Annotated in this window: 24 protein-coding genes and 2 tRNA genes; 9 read left to right on the top strand and 17 right to left on the bottom strand. The window is 59.8% G+C overall.

What is annotated here, in order from left to right; translation table 11 throughout:
• Positions 1–114: 114 nt before the first annotated feature.
• Complete coding sequence (locus tag ACA057_RS26515; protein ID WP_497343621.1) at positions 115–1,224, top strand: DUF2817 domain-containing protein; 1,110 nt, start codon at positions 115–117, stop codon at positions 1,222–1,224.
• A gap of 90 nt (positions 1,225–1,314) precedes the next feature.
• Here the strand turns inward: ACA057_RS26515 and ACA057_RS26510 are convergent.
• Positions 1,315–1,391, bottom strand: a tRNA-Met gene (locus ACA057_RS26510).
• A 116-nt stretch (positions 1,392–1,507) separates the two neighbouring features.
• Positions 1,508–3,565, bottom strand: a complete 2,058-nt coding sequence (locus ACA057_RS26505; protein ID WP_497343619.1) for a methyl-accepting chemotaxis protein — start codon at positions 3,563–3,565, stop codon at positions 1,508–1,510.
• A gap of 332 nt (positions 3,566–3,897) precedes the next feature.
• On the opposite strand from ACA057_RS26505, the gene ACA057_RS26500 reads away from it, so the two are divergent.
• Positions 3,898–5,115, top strand: a complete 1,218-nt coding sequence (locus ACA057_RS26500; RefSeq protein WP_497343617.1) for an MFS transporter — start codon at positions 3,898–3,900, stop codon at positions 5,113–5,115.
• Positions 5,116–5,205: 90 nt separating this feature from the next.
• Here ACA057_RS26500 and ychF read toward each other — a convergent pair whose 3' ends face one another.
• The 8 genes from ychF to ACA057_RS26460 all read right to left on the bottom strand — a co-directional run bounded on the left by ychF (position 5,206) and on the right by ACA057_RS26460 (position 12,128).
• Positions 5,206–6,306, bottom strand: coding sequence for a redox-regulated ATPase YchF (gene ychF / locus ACA057_RS26495; protein ID WP_008153431.1), 1,101 nt, complete (start codon positions 6,304–6,306; stop codon positions 5,206–5,208).
• Between the two features lie 22 nt (positions 6,307–6,328).
• Entirely contained in the window at positions 6,329–6,913 is a 585-nt protein-coding gene (pth, locus tag ACA057_RS26490; RefSeq protein WP_008153430.1) for an aminoacyl-tRNA hydrolase, read from the bottom strand.
• A gap of 169 nt (positions 6,914–7,082) precedes the next feature.
• Entirely contained in the window at positions 7,083–7,688 is a 606-nt protein-coding gene (locus ACA057_RS26485; RefSeq protein ID WP_497350026.1) for a 50S ribosomal protein L25/general stress protein Ctc, read from the bottom strand.
• Positions 7,689–7,829: 141 nt separating this feature from the next.
• Positions 7,830–8,771 carry a ribose-phosphate pyrophosphokinase gene (locus tag ACA057_RS26480; protein ID WP_003208392.1) on the bottom strand — a complete coding sequence of 314 codons (942 nt, stop codon included), beginning with the start codon at positions 8,769–8,771 and terminating at the stop codon, positions 7,830–7,832.
• 45 nt (positions 8,772–8,816) lie between these two features.
• Positions 8,817–8,891, bottom strand: a tRNA-Gln gene (locus ACA057_RS26475).
• 36 nt (positions 8,892–8,927) lie between these two features.
• A complete protein-coding gene (ispE, locus tag ACA057_RS26470; RefSeq protein WP_497343615.1) occupies positions 8,928–9,779 on the bottom strand; it encodes a 4-(cytidine 5'-diphospho)-2-C-methyl-D-erythritol kinase in 852 nt (283 codons plus the stop codon).
• 2 nt (positions 9,780–9,781) lie between these two features.
• Complete coding sequence (gene lolB, locus ACA057_RS26465; protein WP_497343613.1) at positions 9,782–10,399, bottom strand: lipoprotein insertase outer membrane protein LolB; 618 nt, start codon at positions 10,397–10,399, stop codon at positions 9,782–9,784.
• Positions 10,400–10,403: 4 nt separating this feature from the next.
• On the bottom strand, positions 10,404–12,128 hold the full coding sequence (locus ACA057_RS26460; protein WP_497343611.1) for a tetratricopeptide repeat protein: 1,725 nt from the start codon (positions 12,126–12,128) through the stop codon (positions 10,404–10,406).
• A 212-nt stretch (positions 12,129–12,340) separates the two neighbouring features.
• Here ACA057_RS26460 and hemA point away from each other — a divergent pair, with 212 nt between their 5' ends.
• The 6 genes from hemA to ACA057_RS26430 all read left to right on the top strand — a co-directional run bounded on the left by hemA (position 12,341) and on the right by ACA057_RS26430 (position 17,705).
• A complete protein-coding gene (hemA, locus tag ACA057_RS26455; protein ID WP_237885248.1) occupies positions 12,341–13,630 on the top strand; it encodes a glutamyl-tRNA reductase in 1,290 nt (429 codons plus the stop codon).
• Entirely contained in the window at positions 13,627–14,709 is a 1,083-nt protein-coding gene (prfA, locus tag ACA057_RS26450; protein WP_497343609.1) for a peptide chain release factor 1, read from the top strand. The genes hemA and prfA overlap by 4 nt, the downstream gene beginning before the upstream one ends.
• Positions 14,710–15,540 carry a peptide chain release factor N(5)-glutamine methyltransferase gene (prmC, locus tag ACA057_RS26445; RefSeq protein WP_497343607.1) on the top strand — a complete coding sequence of 277 codons (831 nt, stop codon included), beginning with the start codon at positions 14,710–14,712 and terminating at the stop codon, positions 15,538–15,540.
• A complete protein-coding gene (locus ACA057_RS26440) occupies positions 15,534–16,289 on the top strand; it encodes a molybdopterin-synthase adenylyltransferase MoeB (RefSeq protein WP_497343605.1) in 756 nt (251 codons plus the stop codon). The genes prmC and ACA057_RS26440 overlap by 7 nt, the downstream gene beginning before the upstream one ends.
• Positions 16,282–17,073 (top strand): glutamate racemase, encoded by a 792-nt coding sequence (gene murI / locus ACA057_RS26435; RefSeq protein ID WP_497343603.1) that lies wholly within the window; start codon positions 16,282–16,284, stop codon positions 17,071–17,073. Before ACA057_RS26440 ends, murI begins: the two co-directional genes overlap by 8 nt.
• Positions 17,074–17,186: 113 nt before the next feature.
• Complete coding sequence (locus ACA057_RS26430; protein ID WP_497343601.1) at positions 17,187–17,705, top strand: acyloxyacyl hydrolase; 519 nt, start codon at positions 17,187–17,189, stop codon at positions 17,703–17,705.
• Between the two features lie 116 nt (positions 17,706–17,821).
• On the opposite strand, the gene ACA057_RS26425 is transcribed toward ACA057_RS26430, so the two are convergent.
• The 7 genes from ACA057_RS26425 to ACA057_RS26395 all read right to left on the bottom strand — a co-directional run bounded on the left by ACA057_RS26425 (position 17,822) and on the right by ACA057_RS26395 (position 24,119).
• Complete coding sequence (locus tag ACA057_RS26425; RefSeq protein ID WP_008153413.1) at positions 17,822–18,127, bottom strand: YkgJ family cysteine cluster protein; 306 nt, start codon at positions 18,125–18,127, stop codon at positions 17,822–17,824.
• Positions 18,128–18,274: 147 nt separating this feature from the next.
• Positions 18,275–19,057, bottom strand: coding sequence for an SDR family NAD(P)-dependent oxidoreductase (locus ACA057_RS26420; RefSeq protein WP_497343599.1), 783 nt, complete (start codon positions 19,055–19,057; stop codon positions 18,275–18,277).
• Complete coding sequence (locus ACA057_RS26415; protein WP_497343597.1) at positions 19,054–19,476, bottom strand: nuclear transport factor 2 family protein; 423 nt, start codon at positions 19,474–19,476, stop codon at positions 19,054–19,056. The genes ACA057_RS26420 and ACA057_RS26415 overlap by 4 nt, the downstream gene beginning before the upstream one ends.
• Complete coding sequence (gene phrB / locus ACA057_RS26410; RefSeq protein WP_497343595.1) at positions 19,469–20,914, bottom strand: deoxyribodipyrimidine photo-lyase; 1,446 nt, start codon at positions 20,912–20,914, stop codon at positions 19,469–19,471. Before phrB ends, ACA057_RS26415 begins: the two co-directional genes overlap by 8 nt.
• 20 nt (positions 20,915–20,934) lie before the next feature.
• On the bottom strand, positions 20,935–21,876 hold the full coding sequence (locus tag ACA057_RS26405; RefSeq protein WP_497343593.1) for a MerR family transcriptional regulator: 942 nt from the start codon (positions 21,874–21,876) through the stop codon (positions 20,935–20,937).
• A complete protein-coding gene (locus ACA057_RS26400) occupies positions 21,876–22,835 on the bottom strand; it encodes a YbgA family protein (RefSeq protein WP_497343591.1) in 960 nt (319 codons plus the stop codon). The genes ACA057_RS26405 and ACA057_RS26400 overlap by 1 nt, the downstream gene beginning before the upstream one ends.
• Positions 22,836–23,132: 297 nt before the next feature.
• A complete protein-coding gene (locus ACA057_RS26395; protein WP_497343589.1) occupies positions 23,133–24,119 on the bottom strand; it encodes an NAD(P)/FAD-dependent oxidoreductase in 987 nt (328 codons plus the stop codon).
• 196 nt (positions 24,120–24,315) lie between these two features.
• Here ACA057_RS26395 and ACA057_RS26390 point away from each other — a divergent pair, with 196 nt between their 5' ends.
• Positions 24,316–25,218, top strand: coding sequence for a TIGR01777 family oxidoreductase (locus tag ACA057_RS26390; RefSeq protein WP_497343587.1), 903 nt, complete (start codon positions 24,316–24,318; stop codon positions 25,216–25,218).
• The last annotated feature ends 8 nt before the right edge of the window (positions 25,219–25,226 follow it).

Genomic DNA, 25,226 nt, shown 5'->3' with positions numbered 1-25,226 from the left:
GGGTGGGACGCAAACCAGGTCCCGCGGCGACGACACTTTTGCCCTTCATGAATGGGAGGATTTTCTGTAGGGTCGAGGGCATCAGACTGGCCAGAAGATCAACAAGAGGCAGACATGCAGACCGAGTTTCCCACCCAGGCGAGTTACCGCACTCAGCGAGAACAGTTCCTGGCGGCAGCGACTGCGGCCGGCGCGACGCTGACCGAATACCCGCATCCGCTCAAAGGGCCTTTCGATGAGTCCCTGAGCACCGATGTGGCGGTGCTGGGCGATCCGCGCGCCAAGCGGCTGTTGATTGCGCTGAGCGGCACTCACGGGGTCGAAGGCTTCTACGGCTCGGGGTGTCAGATCAAGTGGATGCAGGAACTGGGCAAGCGTTCATTGCCGGCTGATGTCGCGGTGGTGATGATCCACTTGATCAACCCTTGGGGCACGGCGTGGTTGCGTCGGGTCAACGAAGACAACATTGACCTGAACCGCAATCACCTGAACTTCGATCGTCCGCTGCCGGACAACCGGGCTTACGCCGCGCTGCATGAAATCTATGCCTGCACCGAGCTGCAAGGCCCCGAACGTGATCGCGCCGACGCCCTGCTCGACGAACAGATTCGCGCCCACGGTTGGCCGGCGGTGATGTCGATTGTCGAGGGCGGTCAGCACAGCTATCCCGATGGCTTGTTTTATGGTGGACGGGCACCGAGCTGGTCGAACCGGACGCTGCACCAGATCATTCAGAAGCACGTCGCTCACGCCGACGTCGCGATGTGTTTCGACTTGCACACCGGCGCTGGCGAGTACGGTCATCCGATGTTGCTCACCATTACCGAGGCGGCCTATCCGGCGCTGGAAGAGGCCCAGGCCATTTATGGTCCGTGGCTCTACACCTTGCACACCGGCGCCGACACGCTGAGTGAAACCGGTGTGGCGGCGACCGCCACCGGTTACACCTCGCAGGCCTTGATCAATGCATTGCCGCAGGTGCGGTTGATGCCATTCGTGATCGAGTGTGGGACGTATCCGGGGGCTGAGGTTCATCGTCATCTGCGCGATGATCATTGGCTGCATCTGCATGGCAATCCGAATGATTCAACGGGGCGTGGGATCAAACTGAATCTGCTCGAGCAGTTCTATCCCGCCGACAGCGACTGGCAGGCGATGGTCTGGTTGCGTACCTGGCAGATTTGGGAGCGGAGCTTGTCCACGTTGGCAACACTTCGGACCTGATACGAATCAAGTGCTTGCCGCGTTGCGCGGCAGCACTTTTCTCGAGGCATAAAAAAACGGCCTACCTTTCGGTAAGCCGTTTTTAGTACTTGGTGGCTACACAGGGACTTGAACCCCGGACCCCAGCATTATGAATGCTATGCTCTAACCAACTGAGCTATGTAGCCAAGTGGCGCGCATTATTGGCTCGTAACGATGATGTGTCAAGCGTAAATCTAAAATATTTCTCTACGCTTTCAACCGCTTATCCTCCTGACCCGAAAAATCGGGATCGGGGAGGGCATCAACTGAGCTGAAATCTCCCGGTATTGGCACTCAAGGCCTTGCTGCCCTGGCTCAAGGTGTCTGCCGCGAGGTTCACCGCCCGCGCGCCTTCGAGCAAGCGTACCGCTGCCTGATCGACTTGCTGGATGTTGCCGCTGACCTCGTCGGCGGTGGTCGCTTGCTCGTCGACTGCTGTGGCGATCTGCGCCAAGGTGTCGGTGACGCTCTGCACGGCGCTGGCAATTTCCCCCAGGCGTTCGCCGAGACCGGTGACGGCTTGCGCGTCGGATTGCGCCTGGCCACAGGCGGCTTCCATCAGGCTCACGGCTTCATTCACCGTGCTGCGCAAGCTGTCGACTGTGCCGGCGATTTGCGCAGTCGAGGACTGGGTGCGTTGCGACAGGCTGCGCACTTCGTCGGCCACCACCGCAAAGCCGCGACCTTGTTCGCCCGCGCGGGCCGCTTCAATGGCGGCGTTGAGCGCCAACAGGTTGGTTTGTTCAGCCACTCCGCGAATGGTATCCACCACCAATTGAATCTGCTGCCCTTGTTCGCTGACCCGGCCGAGCGCTGCAGCCGTCTCGTTCAAGCGCTGATTGAGTTGCTGGATGCTCGCCGTCGTGCGCTGACTGTCACGGCTGCTGTCGGCTGCGATGCGCTGGGTGTGCTGAGCGCTGCCGGAGGCTTGTTCGCAACTCTGGGCGACCCCTTGGGAGGTGGCGGCCAATTGCGTGGCCGCAGCGGCGATCTGGCTGATCTGCATCTGCTGCGCCTCGACTTCCCCGAGGGCACCGCTGGAGTGATGGTTGAGCGTGCGCACCGCGTTGCTCAGTTGCAGGGTTTCGTGATCGACCCCCAGCAGGCTGTTGCGCAGTTGCACCACGGCGACGTTGAGGGCGGTGCTGATAGCGGCCAGTTCGTCGCGGCCCTGTACCGGCACTTGCAGGCTCAGATTGCCGTCGCGCAATGCTTCGGCCAACACAGTGATGCCGCTGGCGCTACGACGGATCGAGGCCTGCAAACAGATAAACAGGTACAGCGCGGCCAGGAGCAGACAGCCAAAGATCGTTGCCACCAGGATGAACTGGCGAATCGCCGAGCCGTGGTAATAATCCAGGCGCTGATCCAGCGACACCAACGATTGCTGGCGTAGTGAAGCAAGGTCGGTGAGCAGCGTGTCGAGGCTGCGTTCGAACTCTTCCGGCTTGAGCTTGATGCTGCCGCCGAACACACCTTCATCGAGGACTTTCAGCTCGGCGTCGAGGTGCTTGAGGCTGTCGTGGTATTGCCCGGCCCAGGCTTGCAAGGCGCTGGGCAGCCGCGCTTCGAGCAGACTGGCGGTTTTTGCCAACTGCTCCCGGGCATCACCGATGCGGCTGCGCAGGTCGCGCAATTGCAGGCGGCTTTGCAGGGTGAACTGTCCGGACACCACCGACGCCTGGCCGACGCTGGCCAGACGACCGACCCGTTCGATCAGGTCCGGCGCGTGCTGCGTGGAGATCTGCGTCAGCAAATAGGTTTCCAGCCACGGTGCGAGCGTCAGGCGATTGTCCATGGCGATCTGCTCGCGCAAGGCTTGCAGGGCGCTCAGGGCATTGGTGAAACGATCATAACCATCCGGCCACCAGCCGACGCTGCTCAGGCTTTTTGAATCCAGGCCGTTGAGCGCTGTTTGCAGGGCTTGAAAACGGGCCAGGGTTTCACCCTCGGCGCCTTCGGTTTTCAAGGCGTTGCCGAGGTCCGTGGTGGCTTGGGCGACGGCGGGCTGCACTGCATCGAACGCAGCCATCGCGGCGAGCGTGGCCGGTGTCGGTTGGCGATTGGTTTCCGTGGCACGCCAGCGGGCAGCACGGTCACGCTGGGCGGCGAGCAGGTTATCGAGCGCATCAAGGGCGAGCAGCTGACGAACCCCGGCACGCTCGCCGGAGATCAGGTTCAGTTTGTCGCGATAGTCCTGACCGATCATCAACAGGCTGCCTGCCAGCGGCAGGATAAACAGCAGAAACAACAGCTGAAATTTGCGTGCGAAGCCAAATCGCCCCAGCAGCCCGATCCCCGGTGATAAAAAAGCCTGCATGCCCCATGACTCCTGTAGACACCACGCACCATTGGCGTGCGTCGAGGTCGTTGCGACCGCGACCTGTGCCCCTTTAAAAGGCCTCGAAAGTTCACCCTCGCCAGCTCTGTAGGCCGACTCTGTGGCGAAACTTCCCATTCTCGGTCCCCTTTGTAAGGGGCCGCGTTGAAGCGGATTAACAAGGCAAGATTCAGACCATGGCGTTGCGCTATCACCGTTTCAGCGATGAAAAACGAGGTCGTTAGCAGGCTAAGGGGATGGCGCTGCTGCACTGAAAAATGGCACATTGACGCACCTGCCCGTGTGCACCCATCTGTTGTACGGAAACTCCTATGGCTATCAGCAACGCCCAAGCCGGTACCGCGCCGGCGTCCGCGACTTCACAAAGCAGCCCTTTGGTCATGCGCATCATCGGCGCGGTGGCGCTGGCGCACTTGATCAACGACCTGATTCAGTCGGTGCTGCCGTCGATTTATCCGATGCTCAAGGCCAATTACGGCCTGACGTTCACCCAGGTCGGATTGATCACCCTGACGTTCCAGCTAACGGCCTCGCTGCTGCAGCCATGGGTCGGCTACTACACCGATCGCCACCCAAAACCCTGGCTGCTACCGGCGGGGACGGTCTGCACGCTGATCGGTATCTTGATGATGTCGGTGGTCGGCACCTTCCCGTTGATTCTGCTGGCAGCGGGGTTGATCGGTATCGGCTCCTCGACCTTCCATCCCGAGGCATCTCGCGTGGCGCGACTGGCCTCCGGTGGGCGGTTCGGCCTGGCGCAATCGACCTTTCAGGTCGGCGGCAACGCGGGTTCGGCTTTCGGTCCGTTGCTGGCGGCGGCGATCATCATTCCCTACGGTCAGGGCCATGTTGCCTGGTTCGGCCTGTTCGCGGTGTTTGCGCTGTTCGTGCTTTACCGGATCAGCCGCTGGTACGCCAATCACTTGAGCCTGTTCAAGCTCAAGCAAGGCCAGGCGGCGACCCATGGCTTGTCGAAGAACCGCGTCATCAGTGCGCTGGTGGTGCTCGGGTTACTGGTGTTTTCCAAGTATTTCTACATGTCCAGCCTCACCAGTTACTTCACCTTCTACTTGATCGAGAAGTTTGACCTGTCGGTGGCGAGTTCGCAGTTGCACCTGTTCCTGTTTCTTGGCGCAGTAGCGGCGGGGACCTTCTTCGGCGGGCCGATCGGCGACAAGATCGGGCGTAAGGCGGTGATCTGGTTCTCGATCCTCGGGGTCGCGCCGTTCACGTTGCTCCTGCCGCATGTCGACCTGTTCTGGACCAGCATTCTCAGCGTGGTCATCGGCTTCATCCTGGCCTCGGCGTTCTCGGCCATTGTGGTGTATGCGCAGGAATTGGTGCCGGGCAATGTCGGGATGATTGCCGGGGTGTTCTTTGGATTGATGTTCGGTTTCGGCGGGATTGGCGCGGCGTTGCTTGGGCATCTGGCGGACATTCACGGCATTGAGTACGTGTACTTCCTGTGTTCGTTCCTGCCGTTGTTCGGAGTGCTGGCGATCTTCCTGCCGCGCACCAAAAAAGCCTGACCCCCCGCATTGGTTCGGTGGTGTGGTGGAGGAATATTTCAGGCACAAAAAAGCCGCGTATCAAACGCGGCTTTTTCGTGAGCAGAGGTTTTACACGTTGAAACGGAAGTGCATCACGTCGCCGTCTTTAACGATGTAGTCCTTGCCTTCCAGACGCCATTTACCGGCTTCTTTGGTGCCGGCTTCGCCCTTGTACTGGATGAAGTCGTCGTAGGCGATGACTTCGGCGCGGATGAAGCCTTTTTCGAAGTCGGTGTGGATCACGCCCGCAGCTTGCGGCGCGGTAGCACCGACGCGGACGGTCCAGGCGCGGACTTCTTCGACACCGGCGGTGAAGTAGGTCTGCAGGTGCAGCATTTCGTAGCCGGCGCGGATCACGCGGTTCAGGCCAGGCTCTTCGAGGCCCAGGGCTTCGAGGAACATGTCTTTTTCTTCGCCGTCTTCCAGTTCGGCGATTTCGGCTTCGATCTTGTTGCAGACCGGAACCACCATGGCGCCTTCTTCTTCGGCGATGGCCTTGACGATGTCCAGCAGCGGGTTGTTTTCGAAACCATCTTCAGCGACGTTGGCGATGTACATGACCGGCTTGGTGGTCAGCAGGTGGAAACCACGAATCACTGCCTTGTCGTCGGCGCCCATGGTCTTCATCAGGGTGCGCGCAGGCTTGCCGAGGGTGAAGTGAGCGATCAATTGCTCGAGCAGGCCTTTCTGGACCACGGCGTCCTTGTCACCACCCTTGGCGTTGCGCGCGACTTTCTGCAGTTGCTTCTCACAGCTGTCGAGGTCGGCGAAGATCAGTTCCAGGTCGATGATCTCGATGTCGCGTTTCGGGTCGACGCTGTTGGAGACGTGAATCACGTTCTCGTCTTCGAAGCAGCGGACCACGTGGGCGATGGCATCGGTTTCACGGATGTTGGCGAGGAACTTGTTGCCCAGGCCTTCACCTTTCGAGGCGCCGGCAACCAGGCCAGCGATGTCGACGAATTCCATGGTGGTCGGCAGGATGCGTTTTGGATTGACGATGGCCGCCAGGGCTTCCAGACGCGGATCCGGCATCGGCACGATACCGGTGTTCGGCTCGATGGTGCAGAAGGGGAAGTTCTCGGCCGCGATCCCGGATTTGGTCAGGGCGTTGAATAGGGTGGACTTGCCGACGTTAGGCAGGCCGACGATGCCGCAATTGAATCCCATGGTGTTTTCCCCGAGGAGTGAGTCAGGCCTTCTGGCTGTGCAGGTTTTTCATCGCGCGGTTCCATTCCCCGGCGAGGATATCCGGCAGCACGCCGAGGGCAAAATCGATGCTGGCATCGAGTTTTTCCTGTTCGGCGCGTGGCGCACGACCCAGGACGAAATTTGAAACCATACTGGCAACGCCCGGGTGGCCAATGCCAAGCCGCAAGCGGTGAAAGGTATTCTGATTGCCCAGTTGCGCAATGATGTCGCGCAACCCGTTGTGCCCGCCATGGCCGCCGCCCTGTTTGAGCTTGGCGACGCCGGGTGGCAGGTCGAGTTCGTCGTGCGCCACGAGGATTTCTTCAGGCGTGATGCGGAAGAAACCGGCGAGTGCCGCGACGGCCTGGCCGCTGCGGTTCATGTACGTGGTGGGAATCAGCAGACGAACATCCTGACCCTGATGCGAATAGCGCCCGGTCAGGCCGAAATACTTGCGATCTGCCACAAGGTTTACGCCTTGTGCGTTCGCGATGCGCTCAACAAAAAGGGCCCCTGCGTTATGCCGGGTCTGTTCGTATTCAGCGCCTGGATTTCCCAGGCCAACGATCAGTTTGATGGCGGTCACGATAGGGGCCCTTCCTTGGAGTGGTGGATAACATCGCCGCAATCAGGGAGTGCGGCGAAAGTGGACGACAAGTGCTCATTTACCATTATGTAAACTCCGCGTTCTCGCCCGCTTTCTCGCTACGCTCTAGTCCGCGATGTTTCCGGTCACTCCGGCGAACAGAGTGAAATTACTCTGCTTCGCCTTCTTCAGTAGTCGCTTCTGGAGCAACACGTGGAGCGTGGACGTTGGCAACAGCCTTGTCATCACCGTGTGCCAGAGCAACAAACTCAACGCCTTTAGGGGCTTTGAGGTCGGACAAGTGAATGATCGAGCCGATTTCGGCGTCAGCCAGGTCGACTTCGATGAATTCAGGCAGGTCTTTAGGCAGGCAGGTCACTTCGATTTCAGCAACAACGTGCGAAACTTCGCCGCCTTTCTTGATCGGAGCTTCTTCGCCAACGAAGTGTACAGGCACGATAGCGGTCAGTTTCTGGCCAGCTACAACGCGTACGAAGTCAGCGTGCATCACGTGGCCTTTAGCCGGGTGACGCTGCAGCGCTTTGATGATGACGTTTTGCTTGGTGCCGCCAACGTTCAGCTCGATGATGTGGCTGTAAGCCGCTTCGTTTTCGAGCAGTTTGGCAACTTCTTTAGCCAGCATGCTGATGGATTCAGGGGCTTTTTCGCCACCGTAAACTACAGCAGGTACCAGGCTTGCGAGACGACGCAGGCGGCGGCTCGCACCTTTCCCCAGGTCGGAACGCACTTCAGCATTCAGAGTAAAATCGTTCATGTTGTATCTCCAAAATAACCACATTCGCCCCAGCGTTTGCGACCAGCGCTAAAGGCGATATGGGCAAAAAAGCCCCGCCCCGACAGGAATGCCGGGGCGGGGCGCTTTTCGTCAACGAGATGATCGAGAAGGGCAGGGCCCTTAACGGAACATCGCGCTGATCGATTCTTCATTGCTGATGCGGCGGACCGCTTCGGCAACTACCGGCGCGATATCCAGTTGACGGATACGCGAGCAGGCTTGAGCAGCAGCGGACAACGGGATGGTGTTAGTCACCACCAGTTCGTCCAGCATGGAATTTTCAATGTTTTCGATCGCCCGACCGGACAGCACAGGGTGTGTGCAGTAGGCGAAAACCTTGGCAGCGCCATGCTCTTTCAGGGCCTTGGCCGCGTGGCACAGAGTGCCGGCGGTATCGACCATGTCATCGACCAGAATACAGGTACGCCCTTCGACATCACCGATGATATGCATCACTTCAGAGTGATTGGCTTTCTCACGGCGTTTGTCGATGATCCCGAGGTCCACGCCCAGGGACTTGGCAACAGCACGTGCACGCACGACGCCACCAATGTCCGGGGACACGATCATCAGGTTTTCGAAGCGCTGATCTTCAATGTCATCCACCAATACCGGGGAGCCGTAGATGTTATCTACCGGAATATCGAAGAAACCCTGGATTTGGTCAGCATGCAGATCAACCGTGAGAACACGGTCGATGCCGACTACGGTAAGCATGTCAGCAACGACTTTCGCGCTGATAGCCACACGTGCGGAACGCGGACGGCGATCCTGACGGGCATAACCAAAGTAAGGAATAACAGCAGTGATACGAGTAGCCGAGGAGCGGCGGAAGGCATCAGCCATCACTACCAGTTCCATCAGGTTATCGTTGGTCGGAGCGCAAGTCGGCTGAATAATGAAGACATCTTTACCGCGGACGTTTTCATTGATCTCGGCAGTAATTTCGCCGTCGGAGAACTTACCGACAGAGATGTCACCGAGAGGGATATGCAGCTGACGTACAACACGCCGAGCCAGATCGGGGTTAGCATTCCCCGTAAAGACCATCATCTTGGACACGCGCAGTACCTAGAGGCTGAGGGTAACCTGGATGAGTATAGAAAATGGCAGGGGCGGCTGGATTCGAACCAACGCATGGCAGGATCAAAACCTGCTGCCTTACCGCTTGGCGACGCCCCTGTATCTGTTGCAACGATTACCCAGTAATCGGTTCCTTTAGAGCAGACTTTGCAGCTTGCGATGCAACATCGAAACGTTGCTTCCTTTTGCTACAAACCCTGTAAGGGTCTCTGTAAGAAGGGCCGAGACTTTATCAGCTTCAGCTTTGCTTGGGAAGCCCCCAAACACACAACTTCCAGTTCCGGTGAGTTTTGCTTCGGTAAATTTACCTAACAAATTCAAAGCGTTACGTACATCTGGGTAACGCCTTGCTACCACCGGCAAGCAGTCATTACGACTGTTTCCCTTGGGAACGGGGCGCACTTTAATGGGAGAAGAGTTACGTGTCAACAACGGATCTGAAAAAATTTCTGCTGTACTTACAGATACTTGCGGCACCAGCACGAGATACCACGGTTCCTCGGGGTAAACGGGGGTGAGTTTCTCTCCCACACCCTCGGCGAAAGCCGCGTGGCCACGCACGAAAACCGGGACGTCGGCGCCGAGTGTCAGGCCCAGCACGGCCAGCCGATCTTCATCCCAGCCGAGTTGCCAGAGGTGATTCAGACCGAGAAGCGTTGTCGCGGCATTTGAACTGCCGCCACCGATACCACCGCCCATGGGCAAGATTTTTTCGATCCAGATGTCAATGCCGAGCGAACAACCGGATTGCTCCTGAAGTTTTTTCGCGGCTTTGACAATCAGGTTGCTATCGTGCGGCACGCCGTCAAATTCGGTGTGCAAACGAATCACGCCATCATCGCGAACGGCGAAGGTGATCTCATCGCCATAGTCGAGAAACTGAAAGATCGTCTGCAGTTCGTGGTAACCGTCTTCACGGCGCCCAAGAATGTGCAGCATCAAATTGAGTTTGGCAGGCGAGGGCAGGGTCAAACGAGGAGCAGTCATGTTCACTGCCCCAGTTTGCGAGGTTGCCATTCCTTGATCACCAGCGTGACATCAAGGTCGGTGCCATGCAGTTTGATCCGCTCGGGCAGCCAAAAGCCGTTTTGCTCGACATAGCTGAGGTATTCGACCTGCCAGCCATCCTGTTCCAGATTGGCCAGGCGGCTGTCGGCGTCCAGTGTCAGGCGGCTTTTGCTGGCCGGCGCCGGGAGCCCGCGAACCCACCAGGCCAGATTGGACACCGGTAACTTCCAGCCCAATTGTTCTTCGACCAACACTTCAGGTGTCGGCGCTTCATAGCGACCTTGATTGGCCACTTCCAGCGAGACTTTGCCGGGGCGACCGGTCAGGCGTGCGGCGCCGCGACCCAGTGGGCCGGAGAGGCGAATGTCGTAATAATCCTGGCGTTGCAGCCAGAACAGCGTGCCGCTGCCGGAGTCTTTCGGTGCGCGAATGCCGATCTTGCCGTTGATCTGCCAGCCGTCGAGGCTGGTCATTTGCTGTTTGTACTCGCGCCATTGGGCCGGGTTGCCTTGACCCTGGACCGATTCGCGGGCGCCGAAGCCCGCGCAACCGGCGAGCAGGGCGATGAAACTGAAAACGATAAGGTGGCGCAAAAACATAATCTTAAAGAGTCTCTGATCCGGTCAGGCGCTTGATGGTGCTGCGCAGGGTTGGGCTATCAGGCTGTTCCTTGAGGAATTTGCCCCAGATTTGCCTGGCTTCTTTTTGCTTGCCGTTGGCCCACAGGACTTCGCCCAGGTGAGCGGCGACTTCCTGGTCGGGGAAGCGCTCCAGTGCCTTGCGCAGCAGGCGTTCGGCTTCGTCGAGATTGCCCATGCGGAAGTTCACCCAGCCGAGGCTGTCGAGTACCGCCGGGTCTTCCGGATTGATCTGGTGCGCCTGTTCGATCAGGGCCTTGGCTTCGGCATAGCGCGTCGTACGGTCGGACAGGGTGTAGCCGAGGGCGTTCAATGCCATCGCGTTGTCCGGGTCGCGCTTGATGATCTGTCGCAGGTCCTTTTCCATCTGCGCCAGGTCATTGCGTTTTTCCGCTTGCATGGCGCGGGTGTAAAGCAGATTCAGATCGTCCGGGTATTGCTGCAAGCCTTGCTGCAAGACTTTCCAGGCCATGTCGCCGTGTTTGTTGGCGGACAGGGTTTCGGCTTCGATCAGGTACAGCTGAATCGCGTAATCGGGTTGTGCTTCACGCTCTGCCGCCAAACGAGTTTGGGCTTCGGCGGTCTTGCCGTTGTTCATCAGGATATCGGCCTGACGCAATTGTGCCGGCAGATAGTCGTTGCCCGGGCCGACCTGGGCGTACTCGATCAACGCGCCCTGCGGGTCGTTGCGCTCTTCGGCGATACGGCCGAGGTTCAGGTGCGCCGAGTCGACATGACTTTCCCGGGCGATCAGGTCTTCGAGGTAACCCTTGGCCTCGTCCCAGGCCTTGGCTTCCAGGCAAACCAGCGCCAGGGAGTAACGCAGTTCGTCGTCTTCCGGGTATTGCTGGACCAGGCTCGAAAACTCGGCTTTGGCGTCGTCCATGCGGTCTTGTTCGACCAGCATGCGCGCGTAGGTCAGGCGCAGGCGTTTGTCGTCCGGGTACTTTTTGATGCTTTTTTGCAGCAGCGGCAGGGCTTCATCGCCGCGGTTGAGGGTTTGCAGCAGGCGTGCGCGCAGCAGAATCGGTGCGATTTCGCCTTCGTCCGGCGGATTGTCTTCCAGCAAGGCCAGTGCGCCTTTGGAATCGCCGTCCTGTTGCAGCAGCAAGGCCTTGCCGAAAATCAGCTGGCTGTTGTTCGGATGACGCTGCAATAAACGGTCAAAACTTTTCATCAAGCCGTTGCGCGTGTCCTGGTCGGTATCGGCAGCAGACAGGGCGAGGAAGTCGAAATGGGTATCGCCCTTGCCTTGCAGGACTTTCTCCATATAGACCATGGAGTCGTCGTAACGCCCGGCGCGAGCCAGTTGCACGGCAGCGGCCCGTTGCGCTTCGAGGTCGTCCGGTGCGTTTTTCGCCCAGATCAACGCGGTATCCAGGGCGGCCTGATCGGCGCCCAGGTACTCGGCAATACGGAATGCCCGCTCGGAGATGCCCGGATCCTGAGTGTTGATGGCCTGGGTCACGTAGTTGTCCAGGGCAATGTCGAAACGATTGCGCTGGCCAGCCAGTTCGGCGCTCAACAGGCTGAAGACGGTTTCCTCACTGAATGAGCTGTAGACCTTGGGCTTTTCAGGGGCTGGAGTGCTGTCTTCGACCGGCGGCGTACCGTCCGACGAAACGGGCGCCAAGGCCTGGCAGCCGCTGAGGAAGACAAAAGCGAGGAGCAACGCGGAAGATCTATTCATATAGGAAGAGGACGACTAACCTGCGGTCGGATCATCATGACACAAGCCTTCGGCCAAACATAACCGGCCTGTCAATTTGCGCGAACGCCAGCTCCGACAGGTCTTTGCCTTCTTAATAGGCGTCCGGTATCAGGACAATAGTCAGCGGTAGTTGTTCTGGCCCCGGCGAAGTAGGACAATTGCCGGCTTCACGTCACCATCAGCGACCTTGAATGGCCTTCCTTGCACTCGGTATTAACCACAAGACTGCTTCAGTAGACGTCCGCGAGCGCGTGGCCTTTACCCCTGAGCAGCTGGTGGAGGCCTTGCAGCAGCTCTGCCGACTCACCGACAGCCGCGAAGCTGCGATCCTCTCCACCTGCAATCGCAGTGAGCTTTATATAGAGCAGGACCACCTTTCGGCGGACATCATCCTGCGCTGGCTGGCCGATTATCACCATTTGAGCCTCGACGAGCTGCGCGCGAGCGCTTATGTGCATGAAGATGATGCGGCAGTTCGTCACATGATGCGGGTGGCCTCCGGGCTCGATTCGCTGGTGTTGGGCGAACCGCAGATTCTCGGCCAGATGAAATCGGCCTACGCCGTGGCGCGCGAGGCTGGCACCATCGGCCCGCTGCTCGGGCGCTTGTTTCAGGCGACGTTCAATGCCGCCAAGCAAGTGCGCACCGACACCGCCATCGGCGAAAACCCGGTGTCCGTGGCGTTTGCCGCGGTCAGCCTGGCGAAACAGATTTTCAGCGACTTGCAACGCAGCCAGGCCTTGCTGATCGGCGCGGGCGAGACCATCACCCTGGTCGCGCGGCATCTGCACGAACTGGGTGTGAAGCGCATCGTGGTCGCCAACCGGACGCTGGAGCGCGCGAGCATCCTGGCCGAACAGTTTGGCGCCCATGCGGTGTTGCTCTCGGACATTCCGGCAGAGCTGGTGCGCAGCGACATCGTCATCAGCTCCACGGCCAGCCAGTTGCCGATTCTCGGTAAAGGCGCGGTGGAAAGCGCCTTGAAACTGCGCAAGCACAAGCCGATTTTCATGGTGGATATCGCCGTGCCCCGGGATATCGAGCCGGAAGTCGGCGAGTTGGACGACGTTTACCTGTACAGCGTCGACGACCTCCACGAAGTGGTCGCCGAGAACCTCAAGAGCCGTCAGGGTGCAGCCCAGGCGGCCGAAGAGATGGTCTCGGTCGGCGCCGAAGATTTCATGGTGCGCCTGCGTGAACTGGCGGCGGTGGATGTGCTCAAGGCCTATCGTCAGCAAAGCGAGCGCCTGCGCGACGAAGAATTGCAGAAGGCCCAGCGCATGCTGGCCAACGGCAGCAGCGCCGAAGACGTGCTGGTGCAGCTGGCGCGCGGCCTGACCAATAAACTCTTGCACGCACCGAGCGTGCAGTTGAAAAAGCTTTCTGCCGAAGGTCGCCTCGATGCACTGGCCATGGCCCAGGAACTCTTTGCCCTCGGTGAGGGCTCATCGGATAGCTTTTCGGATAAAAAACCGCAATGAAAGCGTCACTGCTCAATAAGCTGGACATCCTCCAGGACCGTTTCGAGGAATTGACCGCCTTGCTTGGCGACGGCGAGGTCATTTCCGATCAGAACAAATTCCGCACCTATTCCAAGGAATACGCGGAAGTCGAGCCGATTGTCGACACCTATAAACAGTTGCTGAAAACCCAGGATGACCTCGAAGGTGCCCAGGCACTGCTCAAGGACAGCGACCCGGACATGCGTGAAATGGCCGTGGAAGAAGTCCGCGAAGCCAAAGAGCAACTGATCGAACTCGAAGCCAGCCTGCAACGCATGCTGCTGCCCAAGGACCCGAACGACGGTCGCAACGTGTTCCTCGAAATCCGTGCCGGCACCGGCGGTGACGAAGCGGCGATTTTCTCCGGCGACCTGTTCCGCATGTATTCACGTTACGCCGAGCGTCGCGGCTGGCGCGTGGAAATCCTCTCGGAGAACATCGGCGAGCACGGTGGCTTTAAAGAAGTCATCGCTCGCGTCGAAGGCGAGAATGTCTACGGCAAGCTGAAATTCGAATCCGGCGCGCACCGCGTGCAGCGGGTTCCGGCGACTGAATCCCAGGGCCGTATCCACACCTCGGCGTGCACCGTGGCGGTGTTGCCCGAGCCGGACGAGCAGGAAGCGATCGAGATCAATCCGTCCGATTTGCGCATCGACACCTACAAGTCCTCCGGGGCTGGCGGTCAGCACGTCAACAAGACGGACTCGGCGATCCGCATCACGCACTTGCCGTCCGGTATTGTCGTGGAGTGCCAGGAAGAACGTTCCCAGCACAAGAACCGCGCCCGGGCGATGGCCTGGCTGTCGGCCAAGCTCAACGACCAGCAGACCAGCGCCGCGGCCAATGCCATCGCCAGCGAGCGTAAACTGCTGGTAGGTTCCGGCGATCGCTCCGAGCGGATCCGTACCTACAACTTTGCCCAGGGCCGGGTCACCGACCACCGGGTCAACCTGACGCTGTATTCCCTCGACGAAATCCTCGCGGGCGGCGTCGACGCAGTGATCGAGCCTTTGCTGGCCGAATACCAGGCCGACCAATTGGCGGCGATAGGTGAGTAAATGACGATCATTGCCAGTTTGTTGCGCGCCGCCGATTTGCCTGACTCGCCCACCGCGCGCCTGGATGCAGAATTATTGCTGGCGGCAGCCTTGGGCAAATCCCGCAGTTTCCTGCACACCTGGCCCGAGCGCATCGTGCCGAGTGAAGCGGCACTGACCTTCGCCGATTATTTGCAACGTCGTCGCGGCGGCGAGCCGGTGGCCTACATTCTTGGCCAGCAAGGTTTCTGGAAGCTCGACCTGGAAGTCGCGCCGCACACGCTGATTCCGCGTCCGGACACCGAACTGCTGGTGGAAGCCGCTCTGGAATTGCTGCCCGCCACACCAGCCAGCGTTCTCGATTTGGGCACCGGCAGTGGCGCCATCGCGTTGGCCCTGGCCAGCGAACGTCCGGCCTGGAAAGTGACTGCCGTGGATCGCGTGCTGGAAGCCGTGGCCCTGGCCGAGCGCAATCGTCAGCGCCTGCACCTGAACAACGCCACCGTGCTGAGCAGCCATTGGTTCAGCGCGCTGCAAGGTCAGCGTTTTCAACTGATCATCAGCAACCCGCCTTACATCGCATCGGCTGATCCGCATCTGGTGGAAGGTGATGTGCGCTTCGAACCTGCCAGTGCGTTGGTGGCCGGTATCGACGGGCTCGACGATCTGCGTCTGATCGTCGCCCAGGCGCCGGATTACCTGGGAGCGGGCGGCTGGTTGATGCTCGAACACGGTTACGATCAAGCCGAGGCCGTTCGCGATCTGCTGCTGACTCGCGGCTTTGAAGACGTGCACAGCCGCACCGATCTGGGCGGCCACCAACGCATCAGCCTGGGACGACTGCCGTGCTGAATGATCAGGAATTGTTGCGCTACAGCCGTCAGATTCTGTTGCAGCACGTCGACATCGACGGTCAGTTGCGACTCAAAGAAAGCCGTGTGCTGATCGTCGGCCTCGGCGGTCTCGGTTCGCCGGTGGCGCTTTACCTGGCCGCAGCTGGCATCGGTGAGCTGCACCTGGCGGACTTCGACACGGTCGACCTGACCAACCTGCAACGCCAGATCATTCACGACACCGACAGTGTGGGCACGAGCAAGGTTGATTCGGCGATCCGCCGTTTGAGCGCAATCAATCCCGAGATTCAATTGGTCGCCCATCGCGCCGCACTGGACGAAGATTCCCTGGCCGCTGCCGTGGCCGCCGTGGATCTGGTGCTCGACTGTTCCGATAACTTCTCCACACGCGAAGCGGTCAACGCCGCGTGTGTGGCGGCCGGCAAACCGCTGGTCAGCGGTGCGGCGATTCGTCTTGAAGGGCAGTTGTCGGTGTTCGACCCGCGCCGCCCGGAAAGTCCGTGCTACCACTGTTTGTACGGGCATGGCAGCGAAGCCGAGCTGACCTGCAGCGAAGCCGGCGTCGTTGGTCCTTTGGTTGGCCTGGTCGGTAGTCTTCAGGCGCTGGAAGCGATGAAATTGTTGGCCGGATTCGGTGAGCCGCTGGTGGGACGCCTGCTGTTGATCGATGCGCTGGGCACGCGTTTTCGTGAGTTGCGGGTCAAGCGTGATCCGGGTTGCAGCGTCTGTGGTACGGCCCATGCGTGAAGCGCCGATCGGCGTGTTCGACTCCGGCGTCGGCGGGCTTTCGGTGTTGGCCGAGATCCAGCGTTTACTGCCCAATGAATCACTGATGTACGTCGCCGATTGCGGGAATATTCCCTACGGCGAGAAAACCCCGGAATTCATCCGTCAGCGTTGCAGCGTGATGGCCGGGTTTTTTCAACAGCAGGGCGCCAAGGCGCTGGTGCTGGCTTGCAACACGGCGACGGTTGCCGGTGTTGCAGACTTGCGCCGTGATTATCCCGAGTGGCCCATTGTCGGCATGGAGCCCGCAGTCAAACCGGCGGCTGCCGCGACCCGCAGTGGTGTGGTCGGTGTGCTGGCCACCACCGGCACCTTGCAGAGTGCCAAGTTCGCCGCGCTGCTCGATCGTTTCGCCACGGATGTGCGAGTGATTACCCAGCCGTGTCCAGGCCTCGTGGAGCTGATTGAAAACGGCGATTTGCACAGCCTGGCGTTGCGCCAGTTACTGGCCCGGTATGTCGAACCGCTGCTCGGTGCCGGGTGCGACACGATAATTCTCGGCTGCACGCATTATCCCTTCCTAAAGCCATTGCTTAAGCAGATGATCCCCGATGACATCAGCTTGATCGATACCGGCGCCGCCGTAGCGCGGCAACTTCAACGTTTGCTGGCCGAGCGCGAGTTACTCGCCGAGGGGCCTGCACGCGCCGCGCAATTCTGGACGAGTGCCGATCCGGAGCATTTCAGAAATATCTTGCCGATCCTGTGGAATACCGCTGGTGTTGTGCAAAGCTTCACGGTGTGAACAGATTTTTGGGGAAAACGAATAATTGGGGTGAACTTCTGATTTAACGTCGACTTCTATAGCGATAAGAAACCAAAAAACCATACGAAATTGTTCGGAAAAGGATGTTTCTAATGAAGCGACTATTCTGCTTGGCCGCGATTGCGGCCGCATTGATGGGGCAAAGTATTACCGCACAGGCGGCAGGCGTGGAGTTCGCGGTCGGCCAGACCAGCGAGTCGACCATGACCTATCGACTGGGCATGCAATTCGATTGGGACAAGAGCTGGTTGCAAAGTGATGTCGGTCGCTTGACCGGTTACTGGAGCGGTGCCTACACCTATTGGGACGGTGACAAGACCTCCAGCAACCACAGCCTGTCGTTCTCGCCGGTGTTGGTTTACGAGTTCGCCGGGCAGAACGTCAAACCCTACGTAGAGCTGGGTGTCGGTGTGGCGGTGTTCGCCAATACCGAAGTCGAAAACAACAACCTCGGCAATGCCTTTCAGTTCGAAGACCGTTTCGGCTTTGGTCTGCGCTTTGCGGGCGGGCATGAAGTCGGGGTTCGCGCCACGCACTATTCCAATGCCGGGATCAGCACCCCGAACGACGGTGTAGAAAGCTACGCGCTTCACTACACGATGCCGCTGTAAGGTCAAAAGCTTCGCGGGCAAGGCTCGCTCCTACAGAAGTTGAGTCGATTCACGTTGCCGTGATCGACAAATTCCCTGTAGGAGCGAGGCTTGCCCGCGAAGGCGTACTCGATGACTCACCGATACGCCGTGGTAATCCCCTGGCGTTCGTCGATGCATTCCGGCGCGCCCATCTCGAATTCCCGGCAGATCAGCGGCCGTTTTTCGTAGATGGTGCACATCATGGTGTTGCGATCCAGCGCGGCGCACCAGCCGTCGTCCAGGCGCAGCATGACTTCCCCACCCCAATCATCGGTATCGATAAATCGTTCGGGCACGCCCGTGTCGGTGATCAGCATGACTTCGAGCTGACAGCAACAGGCTGCGCAGGTCGAGCAAGTGACCGCCGGTTCGGCGATTTGCGTGTGGGGAATGGTTTTCATGGGCCGCAGTGTAAGGCAGTGGACCGGTGCTGTGTGAAAGGCCTGACGGACGCTCAGTTGCTGACAATGGGCATCAGCCGCCTGAGCATGAGGCGCGGGAGCGCAAACAGCAGCGCTCGGCAGAGTCCGAGGCCAACAATCGCTATTTCACGGTATGTCCATGATCGGCGGATTGCTGCGCACCATGCGCTTGCCGATCTCCAGTTTTATCCGGTCAGGCAGTTTCGATAGCGGCCACAGGGCTGCCAATAGCATGGCCGGTAAGGCGATCTCCAGGGGACGGTTTTTGAGCTGCTCGAAAATGTGCCGTGCCGCTTTATCCAGCGGCCAGCTGAGGGGGATCGGGAAGTCGTTGTGCTCTGTCAGTGGCGTATCGACAAACCCCGGGCTGACCACGGTGACTTCGATGCCTTCGGGGGCCAGATCGATGCGCAGGGATTCGAACAGGTAACGCAGCCCGGCCTTCGACGTGCCATGCGCTTCCGCCCTTGGCAGCGGAATGTAGGTCACTGAACTGGCGACACCCACCAGATGCGGCGCGGTACCCTCGCGCAGCAGCGGCAGGGCCGCTTCGATGCAATAGCTGCTGGCAAGCAGGTTGGTGCGCACCACGTGTTCGACGATCGAGGCATCGAACTGCTTGGCATCCACGTATTCGCACGTGCCGGCATTGAGGATCACCGTGTCCAGCGAGCCCCAGGCCTGGGCAATCTGCTCGCCGATTTCGCGCACGGTCTGGCTGTTGGTCAGATCGCCAGCCACGACCAGTACTTGCCCCGGGTAACGCTGGGACAAGACTTTCAGTGGTGCCAGCGAACGCGAGCTGACCGCCAGATGCGCGCCGGTTTTCAGTATTTCCTCGGCCAGTGCGGCGCCAATGCCGTTGCTGGCGCCGGTCAGCCAATAGCGGCGTGGAGGTGCAAGACTCATCCCATTCTCCTTTTCAGCCAGGCAATCGCCCGGCCCAATACGGGTAAATGTTCATACAGCAGCGCCCCGGCATCGAAGTAATCCCGGTGGCGATAAACCTTGTCGCGCCAGAGCAAGTGCGAGCAGCCATCGACCCGAATCAACTGGCCGTCAGCCAGGCGCGGATGGCGGTAACTCATGACCCAGCGCAGATAACCTTCGCCTTCAGCAATCTGGTCGAAGCCGTGAAAATCAACGCGCAGTTCGCTGACGCCGGCGTACAGTTCGGCGAAATAGTCGTGTAGCTGCCCGAGGCCCTGTACTTCGTGCAGCGGATCGGTGTAGTGCACATCGTCGGTGTACAGCGCGTCGAGGTGTTGCAGATGGTCCTTGTCCAGCGCCGCGAACTGCCGGGCAAAGCGCCGCAGGAAATCACTCATGGCCACCTCCAGCATGCTCGCGTGGCGGCAGGTTCTTGAACGCGGCCAGCGCCCGTTGCCGCGACGTACTCAGATTGACGATGGGCGACGGATAATCCGCGACGCCGAACAACCCGCCGACATTCGCCGGGTTGTGCACCTGTTTTTTATCCAGCCCGGCCAGTTCCGGCAGCCAGTGCTTGATGAACAGGCCGTCGGCGTCGAATTTTTCCGACTGGCTCAGCGGGTTGAAAATCCGGAAGTAGGGCGCCGAATCGGTGCCAGTGGACGAACTCCACTGCCAGCCACCGTTGTTCGCGGCGAGGTCGCCATCAATCAAGTGACGCATGAAAAAGCGCTCACCTTCGCGCCAGTCGATCAGCAGATTCTTGGTCAGGAACATGGCGACCACCATGCGCAAGCGATTGTGCATCCAACCGGTTTCAAGCAATTGGCGCATGGCTGCGTCGATGATCGGCAGGCCGGTACGGGCTTCTTTCCAGGCGGCAAGTTCGTCCGGCGCATCGCGCCAGGCCAGGGCTTCGGTTTCCGGGCGAAAGGCGCGGTGACGGGACACCCGTGGATAGCCCACCAGGATATGTTTGTAGAACTCGCGCCACAGCAGTTCGTTGATCCAGGTGACAGCGCCGACCTTGCCGCTCTCGAACTCACCCTGATTACTGTGCAGGGCGGCGTGCAGGCACTGACGTGGTGAAATCACGCCTGCGGCGAGATAAGCCGAGAGCTGGCTGGTGCCGGGTTTCGCCGGGAAGTCGCGTTCGCTTTTGTAGTAGTCGATCTGGGCGTCGGCAAAGGTCTCGAGCCGGCGTCGGGCTTCGGTTTCACCGGCCGGCCAGAGAGCACGCAAACCGTCGCTGGGCGTGTCGAAGCCCTCGACGCTCGCGGGGATTGTGTCGCTGGCGATGTTCAGCGGGGCTTGAACCATCGGCTTGCTCACCCGGTTCGGCAGTGACCGGTGCAGGCGTTCGTAGCAGACCTTGCGGAACTGGCTGAAGACTTGGAAATAGGTGCCGGTCTTGGTCAGCACGGTGCCGGGCTTGAACAGCAACTGATCGAGGTAGCTGTGAAAGTCGATACCTTGAGTGTTCAGTGTTTCGGCGACCGCTGCATCGCGGCGGGTTTCATGAATGCCATATTCCTCGTTGACGTGCACCGCGTCGATGTTCAACTGCTGGCAAAGATCGAGCAGCACGGCCGGCGCTTGATCCCAACGCGATGCCTTGCGGATCAGCAGCGGGATGTTCAATTCGCCCAACGCCTGGCTCAACTCGCCGAGGTTACGCAGCCAGAAATCCACTTTGCACGGGGCGTCATCGTGTTCGCGCCATTGCTCCGGGCTCAGCAGGTACACCGCCACACTCGGGCCGCGGGCAGCGGCGGCCGAAAGCGCGGTGTTGTCATGTAGGCGCAAGTCGCTGCGCAGCCAGATCAATTGCATGGTGGTGTCCGAACGAAACATTAGATAAGCCCGCGCTGAACCAGGTCCTGATGAGCCGATAGCGGATCTTCGGCCAGGAACACGTCAGTGATCGCGGTAGTTCTTGCGGACAACTCGGCGTGGTGGATGCACACCGTTGGCCCGGCAATCATTTTTGGGCAACTGATCCCATGCAAAAGTTTCGGCAGCTGCGCAAGGTTGAGGGCTTTGCTGGAATACAGCAGTACGCCGCGGGCTTGCAGGTGATCAACCGCTAACGCGAGTTCGCCGGCGGGGAGTGGCCAGTCGAACACCTCCACCGGGCAATCGACACTGCTGATCAGCCATGCGGTGAGCCACAGGTGAGGTTCCAGCGGCAGGTCCGATTGATTGATCAACAGCAGCGGCGCACTGCGCAACTGACGGTTGTTATGGTAGATGCGCGCACCAAATTTGCTGCGTAACCAGGCGTAAAAAAATACCCGCTCCATTTGCGCGCCAAATTGACCTTGCCAGCGTTTTTCCAGTTCCGCCAGCAGCGGCATCAACAGGTGTTCGCACAAGGTCCTGGGCGGATACAGCGCCATGGCCTGATTGACGGTGTCATCAAGGACGCGCTCGTTCAGTTGCGTGACCGCTTGCAGCAGCGTCTGGCAGAGCACCTGCCAGTCATTTTCGACGGGCTCGGAGAAGGCCTGCTGGGTATCGAGCAGTTGCTTGACCTGGCTGACGGCCACGCCACGGTTGAGCCAGGTCAGGATCGTCAGGATGCGTTGAACGTGTTCGGCCGAGAACAGCCGATGGCCCTTGGGCGTGCGTTGCGGCACGATCAGGCCATATCGCCGTTCCCAGGCGCGCAGGGTGATGGCGTTGACGCCGGTCTGCCGGGCGACTTCACGGATCGGCAGCCAGCCGTCGTCGAGGGCTTTCTTGAAATCCGCGCCGAGGTCTTCGCTGGCGCTGCTGTCGAGTCGGGTTTTCATTAGATTGCGTTTCGCAGGCTGAGGTTTTCCGGGTGGGGTTGCAGGTAAACCTGCTGCGCAATGTACGGGTCCGGGTGTTGGCGAAAGTAGTGTTTGAGCAGGGTCAGCGGTACCACCAGCGGCACGATGCCGAGGCGGTATTGGCCAATGACGTGTTGCATTTCCTGCTTGTCTTCAGCGCTGATTGCCTGTTTGAGGTAGCCGCTGATGTGCTGCAAGACGTTGGTGTGAGTGCGGCGGGTGGCGCATTTTTTCAAGGCTGCCATCAATTCGCTGAAATAGCGTGGGCCGAGTTCGCTGGGGTCGGTCTGCCCCATGTTGCCCAGCAGGTTGCCCAGGGTTTTGTATTGCACCGGGTTGTGCGCCATCAGCAGGTATTTGTAGCGCGAGTGAAAGTCCGTGAGGCCGCGACGGCTCAGGCCTTCTTGCTGTAACTGTTGCCAGGCGCTGTAGGCGAACACGCGGGTGAGGAAGTTTTCCCGCAGGACCGGGTCGTTGAGTCGGCCGTCTTCTTCCACCGGTAAATCCGGGTGCAGAGCGCAGAACGCCCGGGCATAGATGCCACGGCCACCGCCGTCCACTGGCGCACCGTTGGCGTGGTAGACCTTGACCCGCTCCAGGCCGCAGGAAGGGGATTTCTGCATGAAGATGTAGCCGCAGATATCGCTCAGTTCCGCGGCCATTTTCTCGCCGTACTCGGCCAGTGGCTGGGTAACGTCAGTGGCAGGGGCGCGTGTGCCGATGGCCTGGGGGTGATCGGGATCGCCCACCAGGCGGATAGGCGCTCGCGGAATGCCGAGGCCGATCGCGACTTCCGGACACACCGGCACGAAGTCGAAGTAGTCCGTGAGGACTTGGCTGCACAACTGCGACGCCTTGTGCCCACCGTTAAAGCGCACCTCGGCACCCATCAGACAGGCGCTGATCCCGATCTTTGGTTTTACAGGGGGGTGGGGCATCGAAGCACCTCGAATCTAAACCTGTACAGAGAAATTTTTCTGTACAACATGACTTCATCATAGATTCAAAGGTGTACAAGTCAAATTATTTGTACAAGTTTTATGAGGCCCTGTAGGCGCGAGCTTGCAAGCGAAAAACCTGAGAGCGCCACGGGAAATTTGAATGACAGCGTTATCGTTGACGACCTTCGTCGGAACGCCGCCCGGAGCAAGCTCGTTCCTACAGGGGTCGGGGGAGGTTTAACGGGTGGGCTGCTGCCCATGTCGACAGCAGCAAATTGCGCGGATCGATACGCTTCACTGCAGGTGCGCATGCAGGCGGCGGGCGGCTTCCTGGCCGCTGAGCCAGGCACCTTCGACGCGGCCGGACAGGCACCAGTCGCCACACACATACAAGCCCAGATCGGCATCGGCCAGAACAGCCCATTCATGGCTGCTGGCGGGGCGGGCGTAGAGCCAGCGGTGGGCCAGGCTGAAACTCGGGGCGGGCATGGCGCTGTGCAACAGCTCGGCGAACGCACCGTGCAGTTGCTCGATCACCGCTTCCTTGGGCAGGTCGATGTGTTGCCGGCTCCAGGTGCTGGTGGCGTGCAGGACCCAGGTGTCCAGCGTGTTGTCGCGCCCGGGTTTGCTGCGGTTGCGCGCCAGCCAATCGAGCGGGCTGTCCTGTACGAAGCAGCCTTCCATGGGCGTATCCAGCGGTGTTTCGAACGCCAGCGCGACTGCCCAGGTCGGATCCATTTTTACCCCGGCGGCGGCACCGGCGAGCTTCGGCGCAGAAGCCAGCAGCGCAGTCGCTTGAGGCGCTGGCGTGGCAATCACGACGTGGCTGAAAGGACCGTGGGTGAAGCCGTCGGCGTCCTGCAGATGCCAGTGTTCTTCGCCGCGATACACCTCGGTGATCCGGCAGGCGAAATGCACTTCGAGGTCGCCGAGCAAGCCACGAGTGATCGCACTCATGCGCGGCGTGCCGACCCAACGCGTCTGCTCGTCCGGCGACAAGTTGAGCTGCCCACCGTGGTAGGTGTAGAGCTGCGGTGTCCACTCGGCGACCCAGCCATTGGCTTGCCAGCGCGTGACCTCCGTCACAAAGCGGCGATCGCGGGCCGTGAAATATTGCGCGCCCATGTCCAGAGCACCCGCATCACTGCGCTTGCTCGACATGCGCCCGCCACTGCCGCGGCTTTTATCAAATAGTTGAACGACATGCCCGGTCTCGGTGAGCGCCTGGGCGGCTGAAAGCCCGGCGATGCCGGTGCCGATGATTGCGATAGGTACAGTCATAGGGGCCTCGTTTACCTTTCTGTACAGACTACGCCGTGGTTTAAACCTGTACAATATTGTTTTTTGGTATAACTTTTAGCGTTCTCGTTCTGACAGCTTGGCCTATTGTTAAACACAGAGCCTGCCCGATACCAAAGATCCCTGCTTATAAAAATAGACTAGTCATCAGGGTAAAACGCCACGCGAGGAAGAAGTCATGCACATATTGCTGACCGGCGGTACTGGTTTGATAGGACGTCAGCTCTGCCGACACTGGTTGAGTCAGGGGCATCGGCTGACGGTCTTGAGCCGGACGCCTGATAAAGTTGCGAAACTATGCGGCGCTCAGGTACGTGGCGTCGCACTGTTCGAAGACTTGGGCCAAGAGCCGGTAGACGCCATAATCAACCTCGCGGGCGCGCCGATTGCCAATCGACCCTGGACGTCGAAACGCAAAGCGTTGCTGTGGAGCAGCCGCATCACCCTGACAGAAACCCTGCTGGCCTGGCTCGAATCCCGCGCACAGAAACCGCAGGTATTGATCTCGGGCTCTGCCATTGGCTGGTATGGCGACGGCGGCGAGCGCGAGTTGACTGAAGCGTCTCCGCCCGTCATCGACGATTTCGCCAGTCAGTTGTGCATTGCCTGGGAAGAAACCGCGCAGCGTGCCGAGGCCTTGGGCATTCGCGTGATCCTGATTCGCACGGGCCTGGTGTTGTCCGCCGAGGGCGGCTTTTTGTCGCGGCTGTTGCTGCCGTTCAAACTGGGGCTGGGCGGGCCTATCGGCAATGGTCGGCAGTGGATGCCGTGGATCCATATCAATGATCAAATCGCCCTGATTGATTTTCTTCTGCATCGCAACGAGGCCAGCGGTCCCTATAATGCCTGCGCGCCCAAACCGGTGCGCAATCGCGAGTTCGCCAAGACCTTGGCGGGCGTGCTGCACCGCCCCTCGTTCATGCCGATGCCGGCCCTGGCCTTGAAAGTCGGGCTGGGCGAGTTGTCTCTGTTGTTGCTGGGAGGCCAGAAGGCCGTCCCGGCGCGCTTGCTGGAAGCGGGTTTTACGTTCCAGTTCACCGATTTGCGCGCGGCCCTGGACGATCTGTCCAGCCGCCTTTGAAATAGGAC

This window comes from Pseudomonas sp. LBUM1661 (genome assembly GCF_059695925.1).
The sequence above is the reverse complement of the archived record's forward strand: the minus strand, read 5'-3'. Positions and strand labels throughout refer to the sequence as shown.

Bases quoted from the DNA above. Each gene is read 5' to 3' on its own strand.
- ACA057_RS26515 (WP_497343621.1), top strand. From the start codon at position 115: ATGCAGACCGAGTTTCCCACCCAGGCGAGTTACCGCACTCAGCGAGAA.
- ACA057_RS26505 (WP_497343619.1), bottom strand. From the start codon at position 3,565: ATGCAGGCTTTTTTATCACCGGGGATCGGGCTGCTGGGGCGATTTGGC.
- ACA057_RS26500 (WP_497343617.1), top strand. From the start codon at position 3,898: ATGGCTATCAGCAACGCCCAAGCCGGTACCGCGCCGGCGTCCGCGACT.
- ychF (WP_008153431.1), bottom strand. From the start codon at position 6,306: ATGGGATTCAATTGCGGCATCGTCGGCCTGCCTAACGTCGGCAAGTCC.
- ACA057_RS26485 (WP_497350026.1), bottom strand. From the start codon at position 7,688: ATGAACGATTTTACTCTGAATGCTGAAGTGCGTTCCGACCTGGGGAAA.
- ispE (WP_497343615.1), bottom strand. From the start codon at position 9,779: ATGACTGCTCCTCGTTTGACCCTGCCCTCGCCTGCCAAACTCAATTTG.
- lolB (WP_497343613.1), bottom strand. From the start codon at position 10,399: ATGTTTTTGCGCCACCTTATCGTTTTCAGTTTCATCGCCCTGCTCGCC.
- ACA057_RS26460 (WP_497343611.1), bottom strand. From the start codon at position 12,128: ATGAATAGATCTTCCGCGTTGCTCCTCGCTTTTGTCTTCCTCAGCGGC.
- hemA (WP_237885248.1), top strand. From the start codon at position 12,341: ATGGCCTTCCTTGCACTCGGTATTAACCACAAGACTGCTTCAGTAGAC.
- prfA (WP_497343609.1), top strand. From the start codon at position 13,627: ATGAAAGCGTCACTGCTCAATAAGCTGGACATCCTCCAGGACCGTTTC.
- prmC (WP_497343607.1), top strand. From the start codon at position 14,710: ATGACGATCATTGCCAGTTTGTTGCGCGCCGCCGATTTGCCTGACTCG.
- murI (WP_497343603.1), top strand. From the start codon at position 16,282: ATGCGTGAAGCGCCGATCGGCGTGTTCGACTCCGGCGTCGGCGGGCTT.
- ACA057_RS26430 (WP_497343601.1), top strand. From the start codon at position 17,187: ATGAAGCGACTATTCTGCTTGGCCGCGATTGCGGCCGCATTGATGGGG.
- ACA057_RS26425 (WP_008153413.1), bottom strand. From the start codon at position 18,127: ATGAAAACCATTCCCCACACGCAAATCGCCGAACCGGCGGTCACTTGC.
- ACA057_RS26420 (WP_497343599.1), bottom strand. From the start codon at position 19,057: ATGAGTCTTGCACCTCCACGCCGCTATTGGCTGACCGGCGCCAGCAAC.
- ACA057_RS26415 (WP_497343597.1), bottom strand. From the start codon at position 19,476: ATGAGTGATTTCCTGCGGCGCTTTGCCCGGCAGTTCGCGGCGCTGGAC.
- phrB (WP_497343595.1), bottom strand. From the start codon at position 20,914: ATGCAATTGATCTGGCTGCGCAGCGACTTGCGCCTACATGACAACACC.
- ACA057_RS26405 (WP_497343593.1), bottom strand. From the start codon at position 21,876: ATGAAAACCCGACTCGACAGCAGCGCCAGCGAAGACCTCGGCGCGGAT.
- ACA057_RS26400 (WP_497343591.1), bottom strand. From the start codon at position 22,835: ATGCCCCACCCCCCTGTAAAACCAAAGATCGGGATCAGCGCCTGTCTG.
- ACA057_RS26395 (WP_497343589.1), bottom strand. From the start codon at position 24,119: ATGACTGTACCTATCGCAATCATCGGCACCGGCATCGCCGGGCTTTCA.
- ACA057_RS26390 (WP_497343587.1), top strand. From the start codon at position 24,316: ATGCACATATTGCTGACCGGCGGTACTGGTTTGATAGGACGTCAGCTC.